The sequence below is a fragment of the Psychrobacter sp. CAL346-MNA-CIBAN-0220 genome, assembly GCF_040309805.1.
Lineage (GTDB): Bacteria > Pseudomonadota > Gammaproteobacteria > Pseudomonadales > Moraxellaceae > Psychrobacter.
The window spans coordinates 1-233 of sequence record NZ_JBEOPF010000765.1 but is presented as its reverse complement, the minus strand read 5'-3'; the positions used below and the strand labels follow the sequence as shown (position 1 = coordinate 233).

Below are 233 nucleotides of genomic sequence, written 5' to 3'. Positions count from 1 at the left end.
CAGTGACAATCGATGGCGTGCCTCCTATTCTACGTTTCAAGGTGACGAGCTTGAGCATCTGCGCCAGTATGGTCGAAAGTCGTTAAACATGACCGCAGCCCACGGGGATCATCCGGAACTTCAAGTGAAAAAGATGTACTGTCTGTATGTATATGTCCAAGTTTTGCTGTTCAATCGTTGAAAGGAGGTGCTTGCGTCCGGCTCGAAGTCGATACTGCCCAGGAGCTATACTA

The 233-nt window shown here is 48.9% G+C and carries 1 protein-coding gene; it reads left to right on the top strand.

What is annotated here, in order from left to right:
• The coding region (locus tag AAEY88_RS15595) for a hypothetical protein (RefSeq protein ID WP_350563855.1) at nucleotides 1-181 on the top strand (181 nt) is incomplete at its 5' end.
• Nucleotides 182-233 lie beyond the last annotated feature (52 nt).